This is a genomic window from Alteromonas sp. BMJM2, from assembly GCF_027257845.1.
Taxonomy (GTDB): domain Bacteria; phylum Pseudomonadota; class Gammaproteobacteria; order Enterobacterales; family Alteromonadaceae; genus Alteromonas.
In genome coordinates, this window is record NZ_JAPVOT010000009.1 from 37,731 (window position 1) to 60,119 (window position 22,389).

The window sequence follows — 22,389 nt, forward strand, 5'->3', positions numbered from 1 at the left end:
CTTACACACCTGCTATATAGTTATTGATTATGCTATAAACGTCAGTATGAACGCTTTCCATTGGCTGCATAGCATCAACAATTTGAATACTGTCATCGTTGTTGGCAAGCGCTAGGTAGCGCTTTCGAGTACGCTCAAAAAATGCGATCCCCGACTGTTCAATTCTATCTAGCTCTCCCCGTCCACGGGCGCGCTCCAGACCAATAGCAGGCTCAACGTCTAAGTAAATGGTGAGATCGGGCTTAAACCCTTTAAGGGCTATATGACTTATTGCGCTCATCGTTTCGGGCGATACGCCTCTGCCACCACCTTGATATGCTTGTGATGACATGTCGTGCCTATCTCCAACTACCCAAGCACCGCTCTCTAGCGCTGGGTAAATGCGATTTGTTAAAAGCTGAACTCTGGCGGCGTACATTAATAATAGCTCTGTTTCTTCAGAAACCTGTTCGTCCCAGTCGTGTTTTACACAATCTCGAATAGCTTCTGCCATGGGTGTGCCGCCTGGCTCCCGTGTTTGCTCAACGGATTTACCTGCGTTCTTTAAGGCGTCCACGATAAGTCCAATGACCGAACTTTTGCCTGCACCCTCTAGGCCTTCAACGACTATAAACTTTCCATTCATGGTTTCAAAAACATCTCTTTAATTAATTGCTATTCGACGAATAAGTACGGCTAATGCCTGGCCTCTACTAAGCTAAGTTTAGCTATTACCTAGCTAATAATTAATTTTAGCGTCGCAGTTGGTACTGTCGTACGGCTGCATTGTGCTCACTTAGCGTGTTTGAAAACTGGTGACTTCCGTCACCCTTAGCGACGAAATAAAGCGCTTCAGTGGTTCTCGGCTTTAACGCCGCGCGGATGGCCGCTTTGCCCGCCATCGCAATGGGTGTTGGCGGAAGCCCTTTTATGACATAGGTATTATAAGGTGTTCGCGTACGTAAGTGCTTACGCGTTATATTACCATCAAATGAAGGCCCAATACCGTAGATTACTGTTGGATCAGTTTGTAGGCGCATGCCCCTGTTGAGTCGATTAACAAAGACACCGGCTATTAAATCTCGCTCTTCTGGTACCGCCGTTTCTTTTTCAATAATGCTAGCCAAGATAAGAGCATCGTATGGCGTTGCTAGCGGCAAATCTACTTCTCGGGCTTCCCATTCGGAGTTAAGAAAATCAACAAGGGCGATATGTGCCCGGGTCAATATTTCGCTGGCTTTAGTGCCTTTAGTGAAAAAGTAAGTATCAGCAAGATAGAGCCCTTCGGTATTGTCGAGTTTTTCGCTCTTACTTACCCCTAATTGAGCTAACGTATTGGTTTGCGACAACAGAATAGACGTCATGTCTGGTGCTAACGCCTCAGCCTCTGATGATGAACTTGCAACGCCCGATAGCGAAGACGCACTGTCATTGGCTGCTTGTTGGCCCAAATCAAATTCAATTTCGCCAATGCCCTTTAGTGTATTGTGCCATTGAGCCAACGTTAACCCTTCAACCAGACTGACAGAAAAGAAGTACTCATCACCTTGTGTGAATATAGTGAAAATATCGGCCAGCGATTGCCCGGGAAGCAACATATAAGTGCCCGATTTAATATCTGTACTGGCGGCAAAGAACTTAAGCCACACTTTGGCAACAATAGGGCTAATGTCGGTCATTTCGCCGTTGCGAAGCTGCTTTATAGTTCTGTGCGCGCTGCCCCCTTTTTCGATAGAGAACAGTGTATTCTGCTTTAACTCAAGAGGCTTAGTAACCTCGTTGGAAATATAGTAAGTTCCGCCGGCAGCGCATACCAACCCTAGTATAATCAGCAAGGTAGCTACAAATAAAACACGTTTCACAATCAAGACTCCTGTCTTTTCGATTGATAACTTAAGGCTTCAGCACCACGCTGTTCTAAAGTGCGGCTTTCACAAGAACGTTGTTCCTCGATGCACTTGAGCAGCAGTGATTGAAGGGCATGAATATTGTTGTCGTTTACTGAGTATATCGATGTGCCACCATCGGTAAACGAAATGCTTTTTACCGGAAGTACCTTCATAAGGGCATTAGTGATAACCACATACTTCGCCCTCTTAACATCACTAAGCGTAAACTCTCCTACCATGTACGGTACATTTTCATCACCTAGTGCATTGAGTAAACATTGCCTTACTACACCATTTACACCGCTACCTGTTAGTGAGGGGGTGCACCACGTATTATCCGTGAAAAAGAAAATATTACCTGCACTGCATTCAATGACGTTACCTTGTGTGTCGCACACAAGCGCATCGTCAGCATCGGCTTGGTTAATTTCTCTTTTGATAAGTACTTGCTCTAAACGGTTCATGTGCTTAATGCCGGCTAACGCAGGCTGAATAGCCAATGCTGTTTGCGCACACATTAATGTAACCCCCCTGCCCAACAGGGAGTCGTAATGATTAGGGTATGGATGTTGAGAGAATCGAACTAACGGTGGATTAGCTTCATCACGACTGTACCCTCGCCCGGCCTCTCCCCCAGATACATGCACTTTTAAAACATACTTAATTTCTGATTTTTCGTGTTGTGACGAGCTTGAAGCTCTTTCTGATACCGCGTTTTTTTCATCGCTTATCTGAGAGGGCTCTTTATTGCTAAGACCAACACTAGTATGGAGCGTACGTATTGTAGACCAAATGGCGCTTTCCAGAGTGCGAATATCGATAGACAGACCAATTGCCGCACTATCGTGGGATAACCGAGACAGGTGGAGAGACAGCAATTCAGGATGGTCGTTTACCACACATAGGGTAGTAAATACGCCGTCACCATAATTAAAAGCCCTGTCACTTGACGCTATGGGCATATCACTGGAAATTATTTTCACTGCCTACTCGGTATTTCAAGTGCTAATGTTAGTAGAGAGGAGTATACCAAGTTGTTGACTGCAAACAACAAAGGGTGATGCATAAGATGCATCACCCTTTGTTTTATCAACGCTCAGCTGAATATAACTATCCCCGTGCGCTTACAAACGCTTGAAGATTAATGAGCCGTTAGTACCACCAAAACCAAATGAGTTGCATAACGCATGCTCGGCAGTAAACATTTTTGCTTTATTCGCTACAAAGTCTAAATCGCAACCTTCGCCCGGCTCATCAAGATTGATAGTAGGTGGCGCCATTTTATCTCTCAACGCTAATATCGTGAAGATGGCCTCTACTGAACCCGCAGCACCTAGCAAGTGTCCTGTCATCGATTTAGTAGAGCTCACCAACAGATCGTAGGCGTGTTCGTTAAATACTCGCTTAACAGCTGCAACCTCGGCGGCATCTCCGGCTGGTGTAGATGTACCGTGAGCATTTACGTATCCAATTTCGGTGGGGTCGATCTTCGCGTCTCGTATTGCGTTTTGCATCGACGTTGCCGCACCTTCACCGTCTGCTGGTGGAGAAGTCATGTGATAAGCGTCGCCACTCATACCAAACCCAACAAGTTCTGCATAGATAGTTGCCCCGCGAGCTTTAGCCGCTTCGTATTCTTCTAGCATTACCACGCCAGCACCCTCGCCCATCACAAAGCCATCTCGGTCTTTGTCCCATGGACGGCTTGCAGCTTTCGGGTCGTCATTACGAGATGACAATGCCCGTGCAGCAGCAAAGCCTGCAATACCTAGCGGCGTAATAGTTGCCTCAGCACCGCCTGCTAACATGGCATCTGCATCGTCATAGGCTATTGTTCTTGCGGCGATACCTATGTTGTGAACCCCTGTGGTACAGGCTGTTACAACATTGATATTAGGCCCTTTCAACCCTTCCATAATGGAAAGAAAGCCAGAAATCATGTTCGTTATCGTGGATGGCACAAAGAAAGGAGATACACGTTTTGGCCCACTGTTGAGCAATTTTGAATGATTTTGTTCAATTTGCTCTAAACCACCAATTCCCGAACCTATTGCTACACCTACGCGGTGAGCATTATCATCAGTAATTGGTAGCCCTGAATCGGCTAGTGCTTGTTTACCCGCTGCAACACCTAACTGGATAAAGCGGTCCATTTTTTTCGTTTCTTTCTTATCGATATAATCCAGGGGATCAAAATCGTTAATTTGGCCTGCGAAACGGGTTGAATAGTTACTACAATCGAAATGAGTGATTTCACCTATGCCGCTCTCGCCTGCGAGCAGTTTGCGCCATGTGTCTTCACTGTTAAGACCCAATGGTGAAAGCATCCCAATACCGGTAACCACTACGCGACGTTTTGTCACAAAAAGTCCTCGCTTTGGAACTAAGGTAGGAGAAACAAAAACGGCTCTAAAAAAGAGCCGTTTCGTAACTGAAAAAAAGACTTATGCGTCTTTATTTGCATTAATGTAATCAACAGCTGATTGAACAGTAGTGATTTTTTCAGCTTCTTCGTCAGGAATTTCAGTATCGAATTCTTCTTCCAAAGCCATTACCAACTCAACAGTGTCAAGTGAATCAGCGCCCAAATCGTCAACGAATGAAGCTTCTGCTTTTACTTCTTCTTCTTTAACGCCAAGCTGTTCAATGATGATTTTCTTAACGCGTTCTTCAATGTTACTCATAATTCTAGGTTTCCCTTAAACGTCACTAGATAACAAAAGTGTCGCTAGTTTATTTTGCTAGGTCGTTCCTTGCAAGCACCAGTGTAAACTAATTTTCTGGTCAAACCAGCGACATTCGAAATTATTTAAATACTATTTTTACATCCAAGTTCGGGTAAATACCACCCTAAACTCAACAAAATTCGCAAATATTGCGAATTTACCCCATATACATTCCACCGTTAACGTGGATTGTTTCACCTGTAATATAGGCGGCACCGTCGCTTACTAAAAACGCAACCGTGGAGGCAACTTCATCCGGCGAACCTAATCGGCTTGCTGGAATATCTTTAAAAATGGCTTCTTTTTGGTCATCAGACAATGACTTTGTCATATCTGTATCAATGAAACCGGGCGCAACAACGTTAATTGTTATGCCTCGTGAGGCCACTTCTCTCGCCATAGACTTAGAAAAACCGATTACGCCCGCTTTCGCAGCGGCATAATTAGCTTGGCCTGCGTTACCAGCACTGCCCACAACAGAGCCAATATTGACAATACGGCCAAAGCGTTTCTTCATCATACCGCGAAGTACTGCTTTTGACAGCGTAAATATTGACGTCAAGTTAGTATCAATGATGTCCTGCCACTCGTCGTCTTTCATTCGCAGTAAGAGATTATCGCGGGTAATACCCGCATTATTGATAAGAATATCAATGCCGCCGTCGGCACTACTAATCGCTTTTATGGCTTCATCTACGCTGGCTTTATCGGTTACATTGAGTGCTAAGCCTCTACCGCCGAACGCTTCGAGATACGCCGATATGGCAGCTGCGCCACTGTCACTTGTTGCTGTACCGATTACCGTTGCGCCTTGACTAGCAAGTGCAGTAGCGATGGCTTTTCCAATACCTCTGCTCGCACCAGTAACAAGGGCAACTTTACCGTCTAACTGACTCATTGCATTTCCTTATTGATTTAATGCTTCCACACCCTCGGGTGTATTAACAGCAAGAGACTCAAGGCTCTTGTTAATTCGTTTATTCAAACCGGTAAGCACTTTACCAGGCCCTACTTCTATCACGCGTTCAACACCTGCTGCGGCTAAATATTCAACTGTGCGAGTCCACTGAACCGGGCAGTATAATTGCCGCACTAGTGCGTTTTTAATTGCCTCACCTTGCGTTTCAATGGTCACATCAACATTATTTACAATGTTGATGGCCGGTTCTTTCACCGACAGTGAAGATAATGCGTCTTCTAGTTTGTCCGCAGCTGGGCGCATAAGTTCACAATGTGAAGGCACGCTGACCGCCAAAGGCAAAGCACGTTTCGCACCTGCCTCTTTACACGCATTAGCAGCTTGTTCTGCCGCATTTTTTTCACCAGCAATAACCACTTGCCCAGGCGAATTAAAATTAACCGGAGCAACCACATCGCCAGTGGCGATAGCGGTTTGTTGGCACACGTTAGCGATAGATGAATCATCTAAACCAATAATGGCAAACATAGCGCCTGCGCCGGCAGGTACAGCTTCTTGCATATATTTGCCGCGAGCCTCAACTAGTTTGACTGCGTCGGTAAAGTCCATAGCGCCACCGCATACCAATGCCGAATACTCACCTAAACTGTGACCGGCAAGATAATCTACCTCTATGCCCTGCTCTCGAATAACGCGCCATGTAGCCACACTTGCGGCTAATAATGCAGGTTGGGTAATGTGAGTCTCGTTAAGTTGACCTTCTGAGTCGTTCTGAACAAGACTCCATAGGTCGTAACCTAATGCGTCAGACGCTTCTTTGAACGTAGTCTCAACCACTGGATATTGAGCTGCTAACGCTTTTAGCATGCCCACACTTTGAGACCCCTGACCTGGAAATACACAGGCTGTTCTAGTCATTCTTCTTCCTTATTATTGTGTAAATCGTTAGAAGTGAAAAATGGCGTGGTTCACGTTCGCTTAGTAGCGAACTAACGCAGACGCCCACGCAAAACCGCCACCAAATGCTTCTAATAGCAAATGTTGACCGCGCTGGATTCTACCGTCTCGTATCGCGGTGTCTAACGCCGTAGGAACCGTAGCGGCAGATGTATTGCCATACTGCTCTAGCGTTAGCACCACCTGATCAAGAGACATATTCAGCTTTTTAGCTGTCGCTTTTATAATTCTGAAATTGGCTTGGTGCGGCACCAACCAATCTAAATCTGTCTTTTCCATACCGTTGGCAGCTAGCGTTTGTTCAACCACCTGAGATAGTTTATTCACTGCAACTTTAAACACTTCATTGCCGCGCATTACGCCCCAATTTTCGTGTACCGATTTTTCGTCGCCCCGAGTTGGGTTACCAACATAGAGAAGGTCGCCATACGAACCTGCCGCATGAATATGCGTTGACAAAATACCAGGTTCGTCGCTTGCTTCAATGATTGTGGCCCCTGCCGCATCGCCAAATAAAATGACCATGGTTCTATCAGCGGGGTCAATAAGGCGGCTCAAGCAATCTGTGCCAATGACCAAAATACGTTTTGCCATGCCTGATTTAATATACTGATCGGCAACACTTAATGCATAACAATATCCTGCACACGCCGCTGCCACATCAAATGCGGGAATGCCGTCTAAATCGAGCATGCGCTGAATTTCGCACGCGGTGCTAGGTAGTGCGTAGCGACCACTTGTAGTGGCACACACAATCATATCAATGGATTTAGGGTCGATACCCGCCATTTCAATGGCTTTCTTGCTAGCCTCAACTCCCATGGTCGCAGCAGTTTCATCTGCACCAATTATGCGACGCTCTTTGATACCAGTACGGTCAGTAATCCACTCATCACTAGTATCAACCATGACTTCTAAATCTGCGTTTGTGCGCACGTCACTGGGGTAATAGCTGCCTGTTCCTATAAAGCGAGAATATTTGCTCAAAGTTGCTCCAACAATACCGTTTCTATCTTTGTTTTTATCTTATCCGGCAAATGCATTTCTGCTTCTTTCATTGCTTGAACAATGGCGTAATAAAAAGCATCTTTTTGTGCATTTCCGTGACTCTTGATAACAATGCCGCGCAATCCTATCAGACTCGCACCATTATACTGGTCGGGGTTCACGCTATTGTAGATAGATTTCAGTAATGGGAAGGCAATTCTGGCTAATACACGGGTGTATAAATTCTTTTGAGACTGGCGTTTTACTTCGTTAATCACTAACTTAGCCAAACCTTCGCTCGACTTTAACGCAATGTTACCAGTAAAACCATCGGTGACGACAACGTCAGCATAGTCGGTGAATATATCATCACCTTCAACATAACCAATGTAATTAATACCAGGGGCATCTCTAAAAAGCTGATCGGCAGACTTCACTTGTGCGTTGCCCTTTATATCCTCTTCGCCGACATTAAGCAGTGCAACTCTTGGCGATGTAATACCAGAGACTTCTTGAGCCAGAACTGAGCCCATCACACCATATTGAAAGAGAATTTCAGGCGTACAATTAACGTTTGCCCCTAAGTCGAGTAGAAAAACCTTATGGTTACTCGTGGTTGGCAACATATTGATCAGTGCGGGCCTATCAATGCCTGATAAGGTTTTGAGTAGATAAAAAGAAAGTGTGAGCAAGGCGCCGGTGTTTCCGGCACTTACGCAAGCATTGGCTTGACCGCTTTTAACGCGCTCAATTGCTCTTCGCATAGAAGAGTCTTTTTTATTTCGGAGCGCCGATGTTGGTGCCTCTCCCATTTCTACAGTTTGGGAGCAATGAACAATCTCAACGCGGTCGCGTTCGTCAGAGGTAAGGGCTGTGATGCCGCTTTCAATAACAGATTTGTCGCCGCAAAGAGTGAAGCGAATTTGAGGGTGTAGTTGGATAGCCTTTACGGCCGCAGAAAGGATAACAGGGGGACCATGATCGCCCCCCATGATATCTAACGCGATGGTTAGCTCAGACAAAATGTAGTCGCCGAATTACGCGCCGATTACTTTCTTGCCTTTGTAGTATCCATCAGCAGTCACGTGGTGACGAAGGTGAGTTTCACCCGACGTTGAATCGACGGACAAAGTAGCACCTGTCAACGCATCGTGTGAACGACGCATACCGCGCTTAGAACGCGTTTTACGATTTTTTTGTACTGCCATAACTTACTCCTGGTCTCGCTTAAGTTCTTTCAAAACCGCGAATGGGTTTTGTCGCTCTTGTTCCGGTTCAATCTTTCCGAATGACATCTCATCTCGCTTTATTGCACACTCCGACTCTGCATGAAGGGGTACAATTGGCAATGATAATAGTAACTCGTCTTCAAATATCTGAAGCAGACTAACTTCTCCGTGGTCGTCGACCTCTACCGGTTCGTAAGCCTCGGGAATGATGTCCTCATTTTCTTGCTCTCCTCCCTGCACTGGAGTAAAGCAGAAATCCGAATGAACGGATAAATCGAGTTCACCATTACACCTCTGACAGATAAGTGTAACGTCAGTGGATAGGTGACCGTGAAAAACAGTAAGACCCTGCTCGTCTTTTCTAAACTGTACTTCTGCGTCCACATACTCACTGCATCGGACAACTGCCCCGCTCAATCGTTCCATATCACTAGCCAAAATAACACCCCGATAATCGGAACGTTTAGTAGCGGTTTTAATCGGTTCAACCGAATGGGGTAATTTCACTTTCTGCATAGGGCGCGCATGATATAGCGTCACCCCGCTTCTGTCAAAGCAAAATTGCGATTTAACTTGGGGTTAAACAGGGTAAACTAAACGGCATACCGTTATTGGGGCGTATTAACGTAAAGCGCCTTAAATAAGAGCTTGATACAGGAATACTTACTATGACTCCCATAATTTTAGCCTCTTCTTCTCAGTATCGAAAAAAGTTACTGGATGATATTGGTCTACATGTAGAAACCATGAGTCCGTATATTGATGAAACGCCTAAGCCTGACGAAACCGCCCTGACACTGAGTAAACGCTTGGCACAAGAAAAGGCGCTAAAAGTAAGCGCACGTGTGAAGTGTGACGAGGCCATCGTTATAGGCAGCGACCAAGTCGCTTTTTTAGCGACAGACGACGGCCCGGTATTACTTGGTAAACCTTTAAATGTCAGTAACGCTGTTGAACAGTTAACACGTTGCCAAGGTAAAACTGTGTCTTTTTTTACCGCTATCTGTGTTTATCAAGCAAGTAGCGATACATTAATAACTGATGTGGAAGAAACTCGGGTTCATTTTCGTGAAAACACGACTGCTTTATTACAAGACTATGTTGAAAAAGAGCGACCATTGGATTGTGCTGGTAGTTTTAAAAGCGAAGGTATGGGCGTACTACTCTTTAAGCGTGTAGAAGGAAGAGATCCCAATAGTCTTATTGGTTTGCCCATAATGTTGCTGAACGATATATTGTCATCCCACTTTAATACTAACTTGTTAGAGCTCGCAACTCGTTAAGATCACCTTGTTGTTAGCTCTACAGCCAGAAGCTGTTTAACCAAAAGCTGTTACGCTAAAAGCCGTTCAGTTAAAAACCGATCAGACAGAAGAGTTCATTTAAATGCTATTCACCCAGTAGTACTATTCACCCAGTAGTACTATTCACCCAGTAAATAGTGCTGTAGTTCTGCAATTGAATGAACAATCACTTTTGGTTGCAACGCTTCTAAATGGACCTGTGCATGCACGCCATACGACACACCTATTCTGTCCATACCAATAGATTTGGCCATTTGCATATCATAGGTGGTGTCGCCAATCATTACAGCGTCGCTGGCGGGAATAGACAATTCGTCGATAAGTTGCAGTAGCATATCGGGTGATGGCTTAGACTCCGCCTCATCCGCTGTGCGTGAGGCAGAAAAAAAGCTGCCCGTGTCCGTTTGTTTCCAAGCTCTGTCCAGACCTCTTCGTGCTTTGCCTGTTGCGACTGCAAGTATACAGCCGGATGCTTTCAGCGCATTGAACAATGCTTCGGCGCCATCGAACAAAGGGCATGGCGTGGTGTCTTTGGCAACAAACGCTTCTTTATAAGCTAACACTAACTGTTCTGCGAGTGCGTCATCGTCAATACCAAAAAGTTGCTTTATCGCTGGCTTAAGGCTGATGCCAATAATGTGCCCCACTTCATCGCTACTTGGAATTGGCATACTGCATTGTTTTGCAGCAATCTGCATGCAGTTAACAATTTTATCAGCAGAGTCCATTACCGTGCCATCCCAATCGAAAATGACGAGCTTGTAGCGAGGCGACGTTTGTGTTGGTGACGCGGTTGAAATGTCAGGCATAAATCACTACTACTCTCTATTTTGTGCTCAGGGCTTTTAAGGCATCTGTCAGCGCGTTATCAAGGGGTGCGGTAAACGTCATTCTCTCTTCTGTGGCTGGGTGAATAAATGCAATACTTTGGGCATGTAGAAATAGCCGATCTAATCCTTTTGCTCGCATACTCGCGTCAAATGCACTATCGCCATACTTTGGATCGCAAGCAATAGGATGCCCTGCGTGCAAACAGTGCACGCGTATCTGGTGCGTTCGACCAGTAATCGGAGATGCTTCAACCAGCGTTGCTCCCGCAAATTCCTTTAAAATTCTATAGCGGGTTTCAGAAGGCTTACCATCATCACTCACGCTGACCATTCTCTCACCCGATTGCAGCGTATTTTTTTTAAGCGGAGCTTTTACTTTAAAGCGATTTACCGGCCACTCACCCGCAACCAACGCATTGTAGCGTTTGTCCATTTTTCCTGTTCGAAGCTGTTCATGCATGTGACGCAGCGCAGAGCGCTTCTTCGCTATCAGCATGCAGCCTGATGTATCGCGATCCAGTCGGTGCACCAGCTCCATAAACTTAGCTTCAGGGCGCAGTGCTCTTAACCCTTCAATAAGGCCGAAGCTCAATCCACTTCCGCCATGAACAGCTATACCTGTAGGCTTATTCATAACGATTAAACGATCGTCTTCAAACAGAATGTGCGATTCAAGCGCTGCTATTTTATCAAGTTTCGGTGAAGGTGCTGGCGCCCCTTCGGATACCCGAACAGGAGGAATGCGTATTATGTCATCAGCTTGCAATTTATATTCAGGTTTTATTCTACCTTTATTAACGCGTACTTCACCTTTGCGTAAAATGCGATAAATCATACTCTTTGGTACGCCTTTCAATTGGGTACGCAAAAAGTTATCGATGCGTTGGCCGGCTAAATCGGCCTCTACCGTTATAAAACGGACTTTTTGGGGAGCTTGTTCTTTCATGCGTTTGATTATACCGCAATGCTTCGCCGCCAACATTATGAAAATTTCTAATTGCTAAAATTTCTTGATTTTGACCCTTTTTTGTCCAGAGCTCGCCGTTTTATGAAAATAACTACTTATAAGTTGCTTTTATTCACCGACTTACCTTGCTTAATTTTAGTTATTGGTGCGATAATCATTGGTGGTTTTTACACGAATCAACCGCGAATGTAACCTAGCGCCAACGCGCTCATTTTGCGAACAAAACGCGTAAAAACAACTTAGACGATAATGAAACAAAAAAACGACGACATATTGCGGTCGATGTTTCACGTCGCAAACGAAAAAGCATGAGTTAGATGTCGGTAGTGTCAGTAAAGAAACAAGACATTTCATACCGAACTCGCTAAGAGGCAACGACAACACTGCCGTAGTAAAGCGAAACCGTGCTTGCGAACATAAAATAAGTTTGCCGTTTAGCCAACAGAATTAAATGACAAACAAGCGAGGCTCATTATTTCGCTTGTTAAAATGAAATTTGAAATAAGGGTTTGTCGCTCCCGACATCCTCAAAGCAGCGTAGCCTAGGTAAGGCCAGTCGTTTAGGTAAAATAGACAAGCAAAAACAACGTTTGTAACCTGTAACGCTGACAGATATGCATTTAGAAAGTGCATAGGCTACCCACTCGGGATAATGCGATGTAACAACAAAGTCCCCGTCCAACCGTGAGGTTGCGCGGTGAGGGTTTGCACATGTCACTTTAATTTTGTGTCTTAACGGCTGTACAAAAACAGAGTTAGATACAATGAAAAGAATGTTAATTAATGCAACTCAACAAGAAGAGTTGCGTGTTGCTCTAGTAGATGGGCAACGCTTGTACGACCTAGATATAGAAAGTCCTGGGCACGAGCAAAAGAAAGCAAATATTTATAAAGGCAAAATAACCCGAGTAGAGCCAAGTTTAGAAGCGGCTTTTGTCGATTACGGCGCTGACCGCCATGGATTCCTACCATTAAAAGAGATAGCCCGCACCTACTTCCCAAAAGGTTACAAGTTTGAAGGCCGACCTAATATCAAAGAGGTTATTAAGGAAGGTCAGGAAGTTATTATTCAAATCGATAAGGAAGAGCGTGGCCAAAAAGGCGCAGCGCTAACTACCTTTTTATCGTTAGCAGGCAGCTATTTAGTTCTTATGCCTAACAATCCTCGTGCAGGCGGTATTTCTCGTCGTATCGAAGGTGACGAGCGTACTGAGCTTAAAGAATCACTGGGTAAACTAGACCTTCCAGACGGAATGGGACTGATTGTTCGAACAGCCGGTGTTGGTAAGTCATACGAAGAGTTGGAATGGGATTTAAAAGTCTTACTCAAGCACTGGGACGCAATATCCAGCGTTGCTGAGGAACGAGAAGCACCTTTCCTAATTCACCAAGAAAGCAATGTTATTGTCCGCGCAATCCGTGATTACCTTCGCCGTGACATCGGTGAAATTCTCATCGACAAAACCAGTATTTATGAACAAGCGCTTCAGCATATCGAATTGGTACGCCCTGACTTTGCAAGCCGCGTAAAACTCTATCGCGGTGAAGTTCCGTTGTTCAGTCACTATCAAATTGAAAGTCAGATTGAATCAGCATTCCAACGAGAAGTGCGTTTACCATCTGGTGGATCAATCGTTATTGACCCTACAGAAGCGTTAACCTCTATTGATATCAACTCTGCCCGTTCAACAAAAGGCGGAGATATTGAAGAAACGGCACTGAACACAAACCTTGAAGCGGCTGATGAAATTGCTCGCCAATTGCGTTTACGTGACCTCGGTGGGTTAGTGGTTATCGACTTTATTGATATGACTCCAGTTAGACATCAGCGCGATGTGGAAAACCGCATGAAAGACGCGGTACGAAGTGATAGAGCCCGTGTGCAGTTAGGCCGCATTTCTCGCTTTGGTCTTCTTGAAATGTCTCGTCAGCGTTTGCGCCCTTCTCTTGGTGAATCTGCCCATCACGTATGTCCACGTTGTTCAGGCCACGGTACTATCCGAGGTACTGAATCCCTTGCACTTTCCATCCTTCGCATACTTGAAGAAGAAAGTATCAAAGAGAATACGGGACAGATTGAAGCGCAGCTTCCAGTGTCGGTGGCAACTTACCTGTTAAATGAAAAGCGCAAGTCTATTCAGCTTCTTGAAAAGCGTCACGGTGTTGATTTACTGCTTATTCCAAACGCAAATTTAGAAACGCCTCATTATCAAGTAGAGCGCCGTCGTCCAGATGATGCCCTGCAAGATGCAAGCTATGAAGTTGATCTAATGCCTGCTGTGGAAACAGAGAAAGTGACGACGACCACTGCCCCTGTCAAGCGTGAAGAGCCCGCACTTAAAGGCCTTGTTGCTCCTACTACGGCAGCGCCTGTAGCTCAGCCTAAAGTTCAGGAAAAAGCGGCGCAGACAAACGAATCTCCATCATTATTCGCTCGCATTGGTAAGTGGATAAACGATGTATTTGGCGATAGCAACAAACCTGAAGCTAAGCCGAATGAAAACCAAGAGAAAGACGAGAAAACGTCGTCTAATTACAAAGGTAAAAACCCGCGTAATACTCGCAATAATGACGACCGTCGTCGTAAGCCTCGTAAAAATACCCGTCGCAATGGTCCAGCCCAAGTAAAAGACGGTGAGCAGGAACAACGCCCACCACGCAGTGATCAAGACGACAAGCGCAATAACCGTGGCCGCAAGCCCCGCAGAGCGCAACAGCCTCGTGATGAGCAGCAAAAGCCAAATCACGAAAAGCCTCAACAAGACGCTCCTGTTAATGACAATGTGGAACAACAGGACAATCAAGTTGAGAAGAAACGTGAAGTTGCCGAGCGCAGAAAGCGTCGTGATAAGCGTCGTAGCGTTCGAGTGAACAAAGATGACTCAGCAAATGCTAACGCACAAAGTGCGCCTAAATCTGAAACTAAACCAGCTGAAACTAAACCAGCTGCACCTAAGAAGCCAGAAAGCGCTGAGAAGCAGCCTGAGGAGCAAATTATTAACACTGCGCCTGTTACTGAAGACGCAGCAGGAAAGCCGTTAGAGAAGCATCACGCCAAGCAAAAAACGGTTATTGGTTCTTCTGCTGAATCATCTGATTCTGGCGAAGAAATTCAAGAAGCCGCGGTGATCTCAGAGCTAACTAATGACGAAAACGGCCAAAAACGTGAAAGCAGAGGACGTTCACGTCGCTCTCCTCGTCACGTTCGTGCTGCAGGTCAACGTCGCAAGAAGGAAGCGCAGCAAAATGACGATGCGACTAACGAAACTACCAATCAAGATAGTCACGTCAGTCATGCCGATGCCGCACCAGTAAATGTTGATGAAACGCAGGCTACCCTGCCTGGCGAACTTTCTGCACAAGCGCAGTCAACAACTGCACAACCAGACAGCATTAAAGATGCGGTAACTGCAACTGCTGAACAAACAACGTCAACCGTTGAAGAGACAAAAGCACCTGCTACTGACACTTCTGCTACACAGGAAGACTCAGCGAAGGCGCCAAGTGTTGAAGCGGTTCAAGACGAACTGCAGTTCGAGGCAGCCTCGCAAGCAGAAGAAGTACCAAAATCAAGTGCTACTCAAGAAGCAGCGCCTGTAAAAGCGGCTCAACAAGATGACGCTGAAACAGCAGCACCAAAGCAAGTTGAAATAAACTTAGCAGAGGAAGCTGAGGCCGCTACTGTGCAAGCGTCATCAGATGCAGCAGAAGCGCCTGCGGCTAAGCAGTCTGTGGCTGAAGAGCCTTCAGCGGGTAAGGAGCCTTCAGCGGGTAAGGAGCCTTCAGCGAATAAAGCGCCTTCTAAGCCTGTAGCTGATCAAAAACCTGTAACGCCTGCAACAGCTAAAAAGGCTGACAAGCCAGCGACACCACTAGGTGCTAGCGGAACAGGAAAACGCAGAGCGTCTCACCCTATGACAACCCCTGCGTCTGTTGACGATGAGTTTGTTGATGTGAAGCTTACAGCGAAGTCAGATGATTCACGCCCCGCTGTGACGGTTTGCGGTAAAACTGCAAACATGGCTCAGGTATCAGCGCGAGCATCTGCTCCTGCCACACTACCAGGCAGCGTAGATTAAGCGTTTGCTAGAACCTTTGAGATAAAACGTCTCTAATAATAAAAGCCGCTGTTTAAAGCGGCTTTTTTATGCCTCTCATCCTTAAATACGTTATAAAAATAAGGAGCTAAGCGATGAGTCAACTCATTAACCCACACTTCATATCTTGGCTAGAACAACGTTGTCAGGCAAACGCAATTGAGACGTCGCTTATTCAAACACTATGGAGCGGCTATGGCGCCTGCTTTCGCGCAACGCTGCAACCTGCAGGCAACAGTCACCTTGCTGCGCCTTTATCTGCGGTGGTGAAATGCGCAGTGACACCTGTAACTCAAGAGCACCCTCGAGGCTGGAACGGTGATGCAGGTCATCACAGAAAGCTGCGCTCATTTGCTATAGAAAATAGTTTTTACCAGTACGTTCAACCTTTTACCACCGAACGCTGTAAAACCCCTCGCTGTATCGCAGCCGCGAAGGACGGAGACAGCACGTTATTAGTCATGGAAGACCTTGGAGAGTTAGGTTTTACGCAAACAACGCTAGGACTGACAGTGGCGCAGGCCGAGGTAGTGCTTATCTGGTTGGCTGAATTTCACAGTCGCTTTATTCACACAAAATCGTACTTTCAAACTCACAATGTATTGCTTTGGGACACGGGTACCTATTGGCATTTAAAAACCCGTGAAGATGAATACCAAGCCATGACTCCCTGCCAATTAAAAGATAGCGCAAGCAAAATAGACAACGCGCTGAACAACGCTAAATATCAAACCTTGGTGCATGGTGATGCCAAGGTCGCCAATTTTTGTTTTACACCTGATTATCAGTCTTGCGCGGCAGTAGACTTTCAATACGTTGGGTTTGGTATAGGTGTAAAAGACGTGGCGTATTTTTTAGGGAGCGCGCTAAGTGAAGATGATCAAGTAACGTATTCTGAGCATTGTTTAGAGGTTTATTTTAATGCGCTAGCGCTCGCCTTACACCAGCGCTGCTCAATGGGTTCTCAAACATACGAATCTGCGCCGCCAGCAGCACTGGAAAAGTCAGAAATACCTCTACTCATCAACGAGTGGCGTACACTCTACCCCATCGCTTGTGCTGACTTTCATCGATTTTTAGCAGGGTGGAGTCCACATCATTGGAAAATTGATAAAGCGCTACAGCATCAAACCGCTATCGCGTTATCATGGCTTGAAGGCAGCACTGATTAAGAATTCAGGTCTATTTCAAAATACACTTAATTAGGATATTTGGGATAGCGACATTTGGATTACTGGGTTTATAAGTGACCAATTTACAATAACCTAACGTAATAGTTATAAATACCGGAAGCTTACTGCTCTTATGTACAAACGCAAACTATACCTTTTTGGCCTTCTCTCTACCTTTATTCTATTCATCGCCCTTGCTAGCGCTGCGGTAACTGCACATCTTACGCGAACCAATTTAGAACAAAGTCAGCTGGCTCAGTCCTTATTGTCTGAACATCAGCAGCTTTCCAGTACATCCTACCGACTATTTAAACAATTGACTGACGAACTTATCTTCGGTAAAAGTGCAAACCAAGCAAACGTAAGAAATAAACAGGAAAGAATTGACCAATCTATAGCAAGAATAAAACAATTTGAGCTTGCTCAGCGTGACGCTCTTGGCTTTGACGCAACTCAGGGAAGTGTTGAAGACACTGACGAACTAGAAGCATTGATTGGCAGTATTGTCGACGAATTTCGCGCTATAGCCGCGCGCAATGATAGTACACCATTAAAAGAGCAAGAAAGACTGCATACGCTACTTGAAAGCACCATTGATAATCAATTTCGAGAAGCCATTAATACCGCTGTAGTGCGCCAAAGCAGTGTGGTGTCGGGCATTAATTCAAGTATAGACACACTGAATACCAGTATTGTTTGGTTTACCATTATTTTAGGTGCCATTACATGCCCGTTTATCCTATTAGGATGCTATTGGCTGTTTAATGCGTTGTATCATCCGCTCACTGTTATTCGAACGGGAACAGACGCTATTGCCTCCGGCAACTATCATTATAGGCTACCAGAAACTCTCGATAGCGAATTTACCGATTTAGTTAAAGCGTTTAATTCTATGATTGTGCGGCTTGGCGCCCATGAAGACAAAGCGTCTGCACACCGAAAGCAACTTGAGTATGAGGTGGAAACACGAACGCGGGCACTGCAAGAGGTCAATAACAAGCTGACGCAACTCGATACTAAGCGCCGTCAATTTATGGCGGATGTCAGCCATGAGCTGCGCACCCCTCTCACTATTATCCGAGGAGAAGCGCAGGTAACCCTTCGTCAACAAACCGCTACTGTGGAAATTTACCAAGAGACGCTTAACACCATTTTAGAGCAATCTGTAAAGCTCAGTAAGCTGGTAGACGATCTGCTTTTATTGGCAAGGGCTGAAATGCACGAATTTAACTTAGACGTTGCTCAGTGCACGCTCGAGAGCGAACTTTCTGAACAAGTGACCAAGTGGCAGAAAGTGATTAAAACACGTGACATTACTTTTCAGAGCCAACTTCAACACAACCAGAGCGTTGTGATAGACAAAGAGCGAATCATTCAGGCATTAACCATTTTGATTGAGAACGCTAATAAATATTCCTCGCCCGGCACTCCCATCGTAGTATCACTAGATGATGATAATAACTGGATACGTATTAATATCATGGATACCAGCGAAGGTATTTCTTCTTCCGACTTGGAGCATATTTTTGAACGCTTTGTTCGCCTTAAGCGACAGGGAGATGGCATGGGTTTAGGTCTTTCAATTGCAAAAGCCATTGCTGAAGCGCATGGCGGAACACTAACGGCAAGCTCAGTGCTATCAAAGGGGTCGGTCTTTACAATATCCTTGAAAAAACCAGCATCGCATTAACGCTAGCGCCGGCTCTTAGGGCTAACAGCGAACAAACAAGAAAGAGAAGAGACAACCTATAATGAAAATTTTAATTGCCGACGACGAGGCACCTCTATTACGATTTTTATCTCGCGGCCTCACGGCCGAGGGATATCAATGCGTAGAAGAGAGCACCTTACACAATTTAATTACACGAATTCGGCAAGAATCGCCAAGTATTGCTGTGCTAGATAGGATGTTTGGCGATGAGGACAGTGTTGAGCTTTTACCCACGATAAAGGCCATGCCAAATGCTCCAATGGTATTGCTACTGACTGCCGTGGATGACGTAAAAGAGCGCGTTAATGGCCTTACTTTAGGTGCTGATGACTATTTGTGTAAACCTTTCGACTTTGACGAATTATTAGCGCGTATCACTGCACTAAAACGCAGGGCGGGGTCGGCAACTGTAGACGACAGTTTAACAGTGGGCCCTTTACAAATTGATAAAGATTCTAGAATTGTTACCTTGTGCGGCGATGAGCTATCATTGACAAAGCTAGAGTATGACACCTTGTATTACTTTGCGGAAAACGCGGAGAAAGTGCTCTCGCGAGAACGTATACTGAGTCGAGTTTGGAAAAGCCATAGCGATCCACTCACTAACGTTGTCGATGTGTATATCAGTCGCCTAAGGCAAAAGCTTAGCGTCAATGACTCAATTTCAATAGAAACATTGCGGGGAAATGGTTATCGGTTAACGGTAAAATAAAACCGCAAATAAAAAAAAGCCCAACGAAGGGACAACGTTGGGCATAGTTGTAGCAATAATGGCGGTGTTGTCGTTAACGCGGTTTATCATTGGCACACACATCAAATCCTTAACCCAAGATATTCCGCCGACACCCCTGATGTCCTTTAAGCAACAGGGCAACTGCATTTGCTACCCTTTGTATAGTAGAGAAAAATTATAACGAAACCTTTTACGCTTCATTAAAAGTAGATGAACAGAAGATTAAAATGCGAATCTTATGCGTCCCATTACCATTCGCGGTGGAATAAACTGAAAGCCTGTTTCGTTAACGCCAAACACGTCGGTCATTGATGAGTTAACGCCGTCCTGGTCAGTAATGTTGTAAACCATAAGATCGGCTCCCCAACTTTCATCCGGCGAGTCGTATGACAAATTGGCGTTAAACAGATTGTACGCTTCGACGTCATCTACCTCTGGATTGTTAAACACGCGTTGTTCGAAGTCTCCCCTGTGCGTATATTGTAAACTCGTCACAATGTACGCCCCGCTTGCAAGTTGATTTTCATACGCTAAGGTTATGTCTGCCGTTAAGCCCGGTGTTTTCGCTAACTCATTGCCATTTAAATTTTGTAGAAATCCGGCAACATCTCGCGTAGCGCCGTGGATCTCTTCTTTCGCCGGCGTGACTCCATCAGCTAAAAACACGTTTTCAATTAATAATCGATTGTCTAATGCTAAATAATCAGCGGACACTTCTGATTCAGTTACACCGAGTTTTACATCAAGACTAAAGTGATCGCCAAGCAGTGCGGTCATTTCAAATTCTAAACCATATATCTCTGACTTAGGAATATTCGAAACGCCACTGCCGAACTCATTAAAATCTGAGGCTTGAAACTGTAAATTAGTATAATCATAGTAAAATGCTGCTACGTTCGTACGAACTAAATTATCAAGTAAATCAGCTTTATATCCGACTTCATACGCATTAATCGTTTCATCCTCAAAAGCTTCTCGAACTAACGCATCGACGCCCTCTGAAAAGGTTAAGTTACTTCCTCCTGGCTTAAGTCCTCGTGTGTAAGACGCATAGGCCATTGTACTCGTAGCAAGGTCCCACTCAAGTGCAATTCGTCCAGTTAAATCTGACGTTTTCGGATTAATAAATGAAGGAGTCGGGCTGAAGAAATTAGAAACGGTACTTTCAACTTCATCATCTGTGTATCGTAAACCTGTGATAAGACGCACTGATTCGCTAAATGGATAGGTTGTTTGTCCGTAAAACGACAGCGACTTTCGCTTTGGATTTGAATCTGAAATAAACCCTCTATCTCCGCCAAAAACTTCAGGAAATGTTGTTTCATATCCATCTAGAAAGCCATCTCGTCCCACATCAAGCTCTTCGCGAATCGTAATTTCAATATCTGTGTCAAGATAAAACATTCCCACAAGCCAGTCCAACTTACCAAATAATGGTTCGTTGGAAATAATATTTAACTCTTGGGTAAATGTGGTTTGAATATTAATCTCTGGATTAAACTGGCTAATTTGAATTTCAGGGTTGGTCAAAAATGAATGACGGTCATTGTCTCGAATAACGGTTATGTCATCTTTTTGATAACTACTTAACGACTTAATGACCGCGAAGTCTGCGTTCCACTCAGCAATAAGGCCAATCACCTGTGAATCCAGTTCGTAAAATGATTCCGTATCTTGAGACAGGTTTCGCGCGCCTGGCGTAGGATCATCAATGCCCTTTATACCCGCGCCATTAGATTCTCCAGAAAAAAGTTGAGCTAAAAGACGGACACTTAAATCGTCAGTCACAGCAAAACGCCAGTCTGTTCTAAATGAAAGGTTATCAATGTTATCCAAATCTTCACCAATAAATGTTTCATCTCGCTCAGTGACACTCGGGCCGTTGTATACGTTTTGTGTGTAGCCATCTTGTTTGACCACACTAACAGACGTTCGCGTTGCTATACTATCACTCACTGGAACGTTAAGCGTGCCGCGGAACTTTCTCAGATTAAAGTTACCAATTGTGATATCCGCTTTGCCGGCAAACTCATCAAAAACGGGCAACGTATTAATCACATTAATTGCACCACCGGTTGAATTTTGACCAAAAAGTGTTCCCTGAGGCCCCCGCAACACCTCTATCCGTTCGATATCGATAAAATCAGTTTGCAGAGCATATGGTGACGCAATATAGATCCCGTCCATGTGATATGAAACAGATGGATTTGCAGTGGCATTTTGGTTTGCTTCATTACCCACACCGCGAATCGAAATAATTGATTTAAAGCCTTCGTTTTTCGCTACTGTGACGCCTGGAGCAACTGCACTTAAATCGACAAAAGAAGAAATATATTTTTTATCTAGCTCATTTGAAGAAATAGCGGTAACAGCTTGAGAAACCTCTTGTAAACTCTCGCTGCGCTTCTCAGCTGTCACCGTAATGTTTTCAATAGCGCGTTCGAGAGACTTTTTATCGCTTTCTTTCGATTGTTGCGCAAAAACATGTTGGCAGGCTAATCCCGACATGATGAGAGCAGTTGCTATTGTCTTTACATTACCGTTTTTTTTATTCATTACTTTTCCCTAAAATAAATGAACATCGAATTATTCGAGATGCGCTATCGTCACGATTCTTATAAAAGATGAAGATTTTTGTTTTTCATTTACGGGAAACAGCAGAAAGGATGCCAATTTACTGACCAATTGGACAACAACCGTGCAGAGAATGTAAAAAGCTGAATTAAAATAACTTTTTGAGCTTTGTCAAAAACGTCAAGTCGTCAATCATTGAACTTTATGACACAGGTTTGCATTTGAAAGGTGCATGAAAACGTAAGATGCACTATTAAAGTTCGGATTATAGTCGGTCGTTAAAAGACTTTATTAGCACTGTGGCGTAACCTTTAT

At 44.8% G+C, this 22,389-nt stretch carries 19 protein-coding genes; 5 read left to right on the forward strand and 14 right to left on the reverse strand.

All coding sequences use genetic code 11. The features are described from left to right. Position 1: 1 nt before the first annotated feature. The 11 genes from tmk to yceD all read right to left on the reverse strand — a co-directional run bounded on the left by tmk (position 2) and on the right by yceD (position 9,202). Entirely contained in the window at positions 2-625 is a 624-nt protein-coding gene (gene tmk / locus O9X84_RS11375; protein WP_269519884.1) for a dTMP kinase, read from the reverse strand. Between the two features lie 106 nt (positions 626-731). Beyond that, positions 732-1,841 carry an endolytic transglycosylase MltG gene (gene mltG / locus O9X84_RS11380; RefSeq protein ID WP_269519885.1) on the reverse strand — a complete coding sequence of 370 codons (1,110 nt, stop codon included), beginning with the start codon at positions 1,839-1,841 and terminating at the stop codon, positions 732-734. Positions 1,842-1,843: 2 nt separating this feature from the next. Next, positions 1,844-2,851, reverse strand: a complete 1,008-nt coding sequence (gene pabC / locus O9X84_RS11385) for an aminodeoxychorismate lyase (RefSeq protein ID WP_269519887.1) — start codon at positions 2,849-2,851, stop codon at positions 1,844-1,846. Positions 2,852-2,992: 141 nt separating this feature from the next. Then, complete coding sequence (gene fabF, locus O9X84_RS11390) at positions 2,993-4,231, reverse strand: beta-ketoacyl-ACP synthase II (protein ID WP_269519888.1); 1,239 nt, start codon at positions 4,229-4,231, stop codon at positions 2,993-2,995. A gap of 81 nt (positions 4,232-4,312) precedes the next feature. Continuing rightward, positions 4,313-4,552 (reverse strand): acyl carrier protein, encoded by a 240-nt coding sequence (gene acpP / locus O9X84_RS11395; RefSeq protein WP_032095800.1) that lies wholly within the window; start codon positions 4,550-4,552, stop codon positions 4,313-4,315. 199 nt (positions 4,553-4,751) lie between these two features. Beyond that, positions 4,752-5,492: a 3-oxoacyl-ACP reductase FabG gene (gene fabG / locus O9X84_RS11400; RefSeq protein ID WP_269519889.1), complete on the reverse strand. Its 741-nt coding sequence runs from the start codon at positions 5,490-5,492 to the stop codon at positions 4,752-4,754. 9 nt (positions 5,493-5,501) lie between these two features. Next, entirely contained in the window at positions 5,502-6,431 is a 930-nt protein-coding gene (gene fabD / locus O9X84_RS11405) for an ACP S-malonyltransferase (RefSeq protein ID WP_269519890.1), read from the reverse strand. 60 nt (positions 6,432-6,491) lie between these two features. Continuing rightward, the gene (locus O9X84_RS11410) at positions 6,492-7,457 is read right to left on the reverse strand and encodes a beta-ketoacyl-ACP synthase III (RefSeq protein ID WP_269519891.1); all 966 of its coding nucleotides are present in this window, start codon (positions 7,455-7,457) and stop codon (positions 6,492-6,494) included. Further along, entirely contained in the window at positions 7,454-8,479 is a 1,026-nt protein-coding gene (gene plsX, locus O9X84_RS11415; protein WP_269519894.1) for a phosphate acyltransferase PlsX, read from the reverse strand. The genes O9X84_RS11410 and plsX overlap by 4 nt, the downstream gene beginning before the upstream one ends. Positions 8,480-8,494: 15 nt before the next feature. Beyond that, the gene (rpmF, locus tag O9X84_RS11420) at positions 8,495-8,665 is read right to left on the reverse strand and encodes a 50S ribosomal protein L32 (protein ID WP_032095795.1); all 171 of its coding nucleotides are present in this window, start codon (positions 8,663-8,665) and stop codon (positions 8,495-8,497) included. A 3-nt stretch (positions 8,666-8,668) separates the two neighbouring features. Next, on the reverse strand, positions 8,669-9,202 hold the full coding sequence (gene yceD / locus O9X84_RS11425) for a 23S rRNA accumulation protein YceD (RefSeq protein ID WP_269519895.1): 534 nt from the start codon (positions 9,200-9,202) through the stop codon (positions 8,669-8,671). A 152-nt stretch (positions 9,203-9,354) separates the two neighbouring features. On the opposite strand from yceD, the gene O9X84_RS11430 reads away from it, so the two are divergent. After that, positions 9,355-9,969 (forward strand): Maf family protein, encoded by a 615-nt coding sequence (locus O9X84_RS11430; RefSeq protein WP_269519896.1) that lies wholly within the window; start codon positions 9,355-9,357, stop codon positions 9,967-9,969. 140 nt (positions 9,970-10,109) lie between these two features. Here the strand turns inward: O9X84_RS11430 and O9X84_RS11435 are convergent, their stop codons facing one another. Beyond that, positions 10,110-10,799 (reverse strand): HAD family hydrolase, encoded by a 690-nt coding sequence (locus O9X84_RS11435; RefSeq protein ID WP_269519897.1) that lies wholly within the window; start codon positions 10,797-10,799, stop codon positions 10,110-10,112. A 16-nt stretch (positions 10,800-10,815) separates the two neighbouring features. Beyond that, positions 10,816-11,766, reverse strand: coding sequence for a 23S rRNA pseudouridine(955/2504/2580) synthase RluC (gene rluC / locus O9X84_RS11440; RefSeq protein WP_269519899.1), 951 nt, complete (start codon positions 11,764-11,766; stop codon positions 10,816-10,818). Between the two features lie 785 nt (positions 11,767-12,551). Between rluC and rne the strand changes: the two genes are divergently transcribed. The 4 genes from rne to O9X84_RS11460 all read left to right on the forward strand — a co-directional run bounded on the left by rne (position 12,552) and on the right by O9X84_RS11460 (position 19,479). After that, complete coding sequence (gene rne / locus O9X84_RS11445) at positions 12,552-15,866, forward strand: ribonuclease E (RefSeq protein WP_269519901.1); 3,315 nt, start codon at positions 12,552-12,554, stop codon at positions 15,864-15,866. A 113-nt stretch (positions 15,867-15,979) separates the two neighbouring features. Beyond that, positions 15,980-17,056: a phosphotransferase gene (locus O9X84_RS11450; protein ID WP_269519903.1), complete on the forward strand. Its 1,077-nt coding sequence runs from the start codon at positions 15,980-15,982 to the stop codon at positions 17,054-17,056. A gap of 133 nt (positions 17,057-17,189) precedes the next feature. Further along, entirely contained in the window at positions 17,190-18,746 is a 1,557-nt protein-coding gene (locus O9X84_RS11455) for a sensor histidine kinase (protein ID WP_269519905.1), read from the forward strand. A 61-nt stretch (positions 18,747-18,807) separates the two neighbouring features. After that, the gene (locus O9X84_RS11460) at positions 18,808-19,479 is read left to right on the forward strand and encodes a response regulator transcription factor (protein ID WP_269519906.1); all 672 of its coding nucleotides are present in this window, start codon (positions 18,808-18,810) and stop codon (positions 19,477-19,479) included. Between the two features lie 243 nt (positions 19,480-19,722). Here O9X84_RS11460 and O9X84_RS11465 read toward each other — a convergent pair whose 3' ends face one another. After that, entirely contained in the window at positions 19,723-22,056 is a 2,334-nt protein-coding gene (locus O9X84_RS11465; protein WP_269519907.1) for a TonB-dependent receptor, read from the reverse strand. Positions 22,057-22,389: the final 333 nt, after the last annotated feature.